Below are 4,685 nucleotides of genomic sequence, written 5' to 3'. Positions count from 1 at the left end.
GCGGCGCACAGCGTGCGCCGCAGGTCTTAGGATTTTAATTATGCTGAGGTACTTAGGGACTTGCGAGAAATCCAGACTTGCCAGAATCGTTGGGGCGGCTCCGCCGCCCCAACGATTCTGGCTTTACATTTGACATTTGGTACTTCATTAAATCACAAGTCCCTTAGCTTAGAAAGCTGTAAATTGCTAGGCACAATTAAATAAGTAGCTTGGCAACGAGAAACGACCCTGTACCTTTCTGGGTTTTAATTTTTACTGCACTGTGCTACTTAGCATAAAATAGCTAGAGATTAACTTTTATTGAGCAGGGATATTTAAAGAGGCAAAACATGGGGCAAACACTCGAAGCTGTAGCGATTGACTATCAAACAGAAAATTATCGCGATGCCTACAGTCGGATCAATGCGATCGTCATTGAGGGCGAAGCTGAGGCGCACAGCAACTATCTCCAACTTGCGGAGCTAATGCCCGAATTTAATGAAGAACTACATAGACTTGCCAAAATGGAGGATCGTCATAAAAAAGGTTTTACTGCCTGTGGCAAAAATCTTAACGTCACACCTGACATGGATTTTGCAGAAAAATTCTTTTCTGAATTGCATGACAATTTCCAAAAAGCCTTTGCAACAGGGGATATCGTTACTTGTTTGTTGATCCAATCACTAATTATTGAGTGCTTTGCGATCGCCGCCTATAACATCTATATTCCCGTCGCCGATCCTTTTGCCCGCAAGATCACCGAGGGTGTAGTCAAAGATGAATATTTGCATCTTAACTTTGGCGAAGAATGGTTGCAAGATCATTTTGAAGACTCCAAAGCTACCTTAGAGCAAGCTAACCGTCAAAACTTACCTTTAGTTTGGAAAATGTTGAACCAAGTGGAAACCGATGCCAAAGTCCTTGGCATGGAAAAAGAAGCTTTGGTTGAAGACTTCATGATTCAATATGGCGAAAGTCTTGGCAAAATTGGCTTCAACACCCGCGACATTATGAGAATGTCAGCCATGGGTTTGGTCGCTGCTTAGTAGCAATTAGCTGTTAGCTGTTAGCTTCTAGCTAATTGCCAACAGCTAATCATCTTTATTCTCAAAATTCTCAAAAAAGAAATAATTATTTCTAATATTTCTAAAAATTCTAAATAAAAAAAGCTAACAGCTAATAGCTAATAGCTAATTGCTAATAAAAAACTGGTAACTGCAATCGATGTTTGGTCTTATAGGGCATTTGACAAGTCTTGAACACGCTCAGTCTGTAGCAAGGGAATTAGGCTATCCCGAATATGCCGATCAAGGTTTGGAATTTTGGTGTAGCGCCCCGCCCCAAATTGTCGATCGCATCAAAGTTACGAGTGCAACAGGTCAACAAATTGAAGGCTTGTATGTAGAATCCTGCTTTTTGCCAGAGATGCTAGCTGGCAGCAAAATTAAAACTGCTATTCGCAAGATTCTCAACGCGATGGCGCTAGCCCAAAAAAATGATGTGGACATCACGGCTTTGGGGGGATTTTCTTCAATTATTTTCGAGAATTTTAACCTCAGTCAGATGTCGAGCGTCCGCAATATTCAACTGGAATTCAATCGATTCACCACGGGCAATACTCACACGGCTTATATCATCTGTCGCCAGATCGAAGAAGCCAGTCGCAAATTTGGTATTGACTTGGCAAAAGCGACGGTAACCGTTTGTGGTGCCACGGGAGATATTGGTAGCGCTGTATGTCGTTGGCTCGATGCGAGAACTAACATCAAGGAGTTACTCCTCGTTGCCCGCAATCAAGAGCGTTTGCAGGAGTTACAGGCACAGCTCGGTCGAGGTAAGGTTTTAGATATTGAGGAAGCCCTACCCCAGTCCGATATTATCGTTTGGGTAGCGAGTATGGCTAAGGGTATGGCGATCGATGCCACAACTCTCAAGCGCCCTTGCATATTGATCGATGGTGGCTATCCTAAAAATATGTCAACCCTCGTTCATGAAGAAGATGTCCATGTAATCGATGGTGGTATCGTCGAGCATAGCCTCGATATTGATTGGAAAATCATGAAAATCGTCAATATGACTGCTCCTGCCCGCCAACTTTTTGCTTGTTTTGCCGAGGCAATGCTTTTAGAGTTTGAAGGTTGGCATACTAATTTCTCATGGGGAAGAAACCAAATCAGCATTGAAAGTATGGACAAAATTGGTGAGGTGTCTATCAAGCACGGATTTAGACCGCTCATCAATTGATAATTAGCTTCGCGCAATTCCCTGAAGTGTGGCTTAATCCAGTAAATTAAATCAAAGATGAGTGGCGGCGCGAAGCGCCGCCACTCATCTTTGGGTTTCAGGTACAAAGCACTGAAAGCACTGAAAGCACTGTAAATTTATAAAGCTTTGAGCAATTATCTACGTATGATCCAAAAGATAGCTTTTCTGGGTTTGGGTGTTATGGGTGGAGCGATGTCCGCCAATCTTGTGAAGCGCGGCTATTCCGTATTGGGTTGGAATCGCTCGCAAGATCGCCCCACGATCGCCTCATTTACCAGTGTGGGGGGGACTCTCGCCCAATCCTTGTCAGAAGCAGTCAGCGATGCCGATGTGGTGTTTTCCTGTTTGGGAGATGTCCCCGACGTTACAGAAGTTCTCATTGGCGAACAAGGAGCCATACATTTTGTCAAGAACAATGCACTATTTATTGACACTAGTACGATCGGTAGCGAGGCGGCGAAAACAATTGGTAATGCGCTGATGCAAAGGGGGTTGCGCTTTTTAGATGCGCCAGTGTCTGGGGGAGATGTGGGCGCTCGTAATGGCACGTTAACCTTTATGGTGGGTGGCAATACCGAAGATTTGCAAGAATATCTATCCTTATTTGAAGCGATGGGTAGCAATATTAAATATTGTGGAGCGATCGGCAGCGGTCAAGCGGTCAAGCTTTGCAATCAAACCCTTGTGTCGGTCTATATGTTGGCTCTCTGCGAGACAATGCAGATAGCGGAGAAAATGGGTGTCGATCCGCAGTTAGTGGTAGATGTCTGTGGCAGTGGTGCGGCAGGCTCATGGGCGTTAACTAATCTGGGTATGAAGGTTGCCAAGGGCGATTATCAAGCAGGATTTGCAATTAAACATATGCTCAAGGACTTGCGGCTCGTTCGAGAAATTAGCCAAGAAATTCACCAAGAATCAGACGAGATCCAGAACTCGCCGATCGCCAAAGACTTTGCCGCAGCTCTACCAGCGATCGCCTTGGCTATGCAAAATTTCCAAAAGGTCAGTCAGATGGATGATGGGCAGGGAGCAGAGCAAGGCACACAAGCCATGATTCGTGCGTATAATTTATTTGACCGTAAATCTTAAATTGTTAAAAATCTATCAAACTCTGGCAAGTATGCTTTGATACAATGCGAAGCTATCCCGTAAAGATGCCTCCGCTCCTCCAGAAAAAATGCAACTGGCAAAAAGACTTCGTAATATTCAGCCTTCCTTAACTCTAGCGATCGACGCAAAAGCTAAGGCAATGAAGGCTAGTGGAATTAATGTTTGTAGCTTTAGTGCTGGCGAACCAGACTTTGATACGCCCGACCATATCAAAGCTGCTGCTAAGCTCGCCCTCGATCAAGGTAAGACTCGCTACACTGCCGCCGCTGGCATCCCTGAGCTTAAACAAGCGATCGCTGCCAAGCTCTTACGCGACAATCAATTAACTTATAAGCCCGAGCAGATCATCGTCACCAACGGCGGCAAGCATTCGCTGTACAACCTGATGATGGCTATCCTTGACGAGGGAGATGAAGTAATTATTCCCGTGCCCTTTTGGGTGAGCTATCCCGAAATGGCAAAGCTTGCCGAGGCGACACCAGTATTTGTGATTACGACTGAAGAAACTGGATACAAAATTACGCCAGAACAGTTGGAAGCGGCAATCAATCCTAAAACTAAGTTGTTTGTGCTCAATTCGCCTTCTAACCCCACAGGGATGGTTTATTCTCCTGCGGAAATTCATGCCCTAGCTGAGGTTTTGGAGCGGCATCCCCATGTTTATATCGTGTCGGATGAGATTTACGAAAAGATTCTCTATGATGGTGCATCTCATATCAGCATTGCTTCAGTCAGTCCCGCGATGTATGATCGCACCTTAATTAGTAGTGGGTTTGCCAAGGCTTACTCGATGACTGGTTGGCGTGTGGGTTATTTAGCGGGATCGCCCGATATCATTAAGGCGGCTACGATCATTCAAGGACATAGCACCTCAAATATTTGTACCTTTGCTCAATATGGTGCGGTGACTGCCCTCAATGATTCTCAAGAATGCGTAGAAACGATGCGAAAGGCCTTCGCCGAACGCCGCGATGTGATGTACGACCTGTTGACTTCTATTCCAGGCATTACTTGTCCAAAACCCGATGGCGCTTTTTATCTATTTCCCAGCATCAAATCCTTTGGAATGCCATCCCTAGATTTCTGTGACAAACTTCTGGAGGAATTTCAAGTTGCGGTTATTCCAGGAATTGCCTTCGGTCTGGATCATTGTATTCGTCTGTCCTATGCGACCAATTTAGAAACAATCCGCGAAGGATGCGATCGCATTCGTCAGTTTGCGGCAAAACTCTAAAACTTTAAGCCCATTATATAGCTGTCAGCATTCATATAAAACCCAAGAGAGATGCGGCGCTTTGCGCCGCATCTCTCTTGGGTTTTATGTCCTGATA

The 4,685-nt window shown here is 44.9% G+C and carries 4 protein-coding genes; all 4 read left to right on the top strand.

Going from position 1 to position 4,685, the window contains the following annotated elements; genetic code table 11:
* The first annotated feature begins 329 nt into the window (after positions 1-329).
* The 4 genes from AC805_RS18890 (at position 330) to AC805_RS18875 (ending at position 4,588) form a co-directional block, all read left to right on the top strand.
* Complete coding sequence (locus AC805_RS18890) at positions 330-1,025, top strand: aldehyde oxygenase (deformylating) (protein ID WP_055076830.1); 696 nt, start codon at positions 330-332, stop codon at positions 1,023-1,025.
* 178 nt (positions 1,026-1,203) lie between these two features.
* Positions 1,204-2,223 carry a long-chain acyl-[acyl-carrier-protein] reductase gene (locus AC805_RS18885; RefSeq protein WP_055076829.1) on the top strand — a complete coding sequence of 340 codons (1,020 nt, stop codon included), beginning with the start codon at positions 1,204-1,206 and terminating at the stop codon, positions 2,221-2,223.
* Between the two features lie 165 nt (positions 2,224-2,388).
* A complete protein-coding gene (locus tag AC805_RS18880; RefSeq protein ID WP_055076828.1) occupies positions 2,389-3,333 on the top strand; it encodes an NAD(P)-dependent oxidoreductase in 945 nt (314 codons plus the stop codon).
* Positions 3,334-3,421: 88 nt separating this feature from the next.
* Entirely contained in the window at positions 3,422-4,588 is a 1,167-nt protein-coding gene (locus tag AC805_RS18875) for a pyridoxal phosphate-dependent aminotransferase (protein ID WP_055076827.1), read from the top strand.
* The last annotated feature ends 97 nt before the right edge of the window (positions 4,589-4,685 follow it).

Origin of the sequence: Pseudanabaena sp. 'Roaring Creek', assembly GCF_001402795.1 — a bacterium.
Lineage (GTDB): Bacteria > Cyanobacteriota > Cyanobacteriia > Pseudanabaenales > Pseudanabaenaceae > Pseudanabaena.
This window is presented reverse-complemented; position numbering and strand designations above follow the sequence as displayed.

Bases quoted from the DNA above. Each gene is read 5' to 3' on its own strand.
- AC805_RS18890 (WP_055076830.1), top strand. From the start codon at position 330: ATGGGGCAAACACTCGAAGCTGTAGCGATTGACTATCAAACAGAAAAT.
- AC805_RS18885 (WP_055076829.1), top strand. From the start codon at position 1,204: ATGTTTGGTCTTATAGGGCATTTGACAAGTCTTGAACACGCTCAGTCT.
- AC805_RS18880 (WP_055076828.1), top strand. From the start codon at position 2,389: ATGATCCAAAAGATAGCTTTTCTGGGTTTGGGTGTTATGGGTGGAGCG.
- AC805_RS18875 (WP_055076827.1), top strand. From the start codon at position 3,422: ATGCAACTGGCAAAAAGACTTCGTAATATTCAGCCTTCCTTAACTCTA.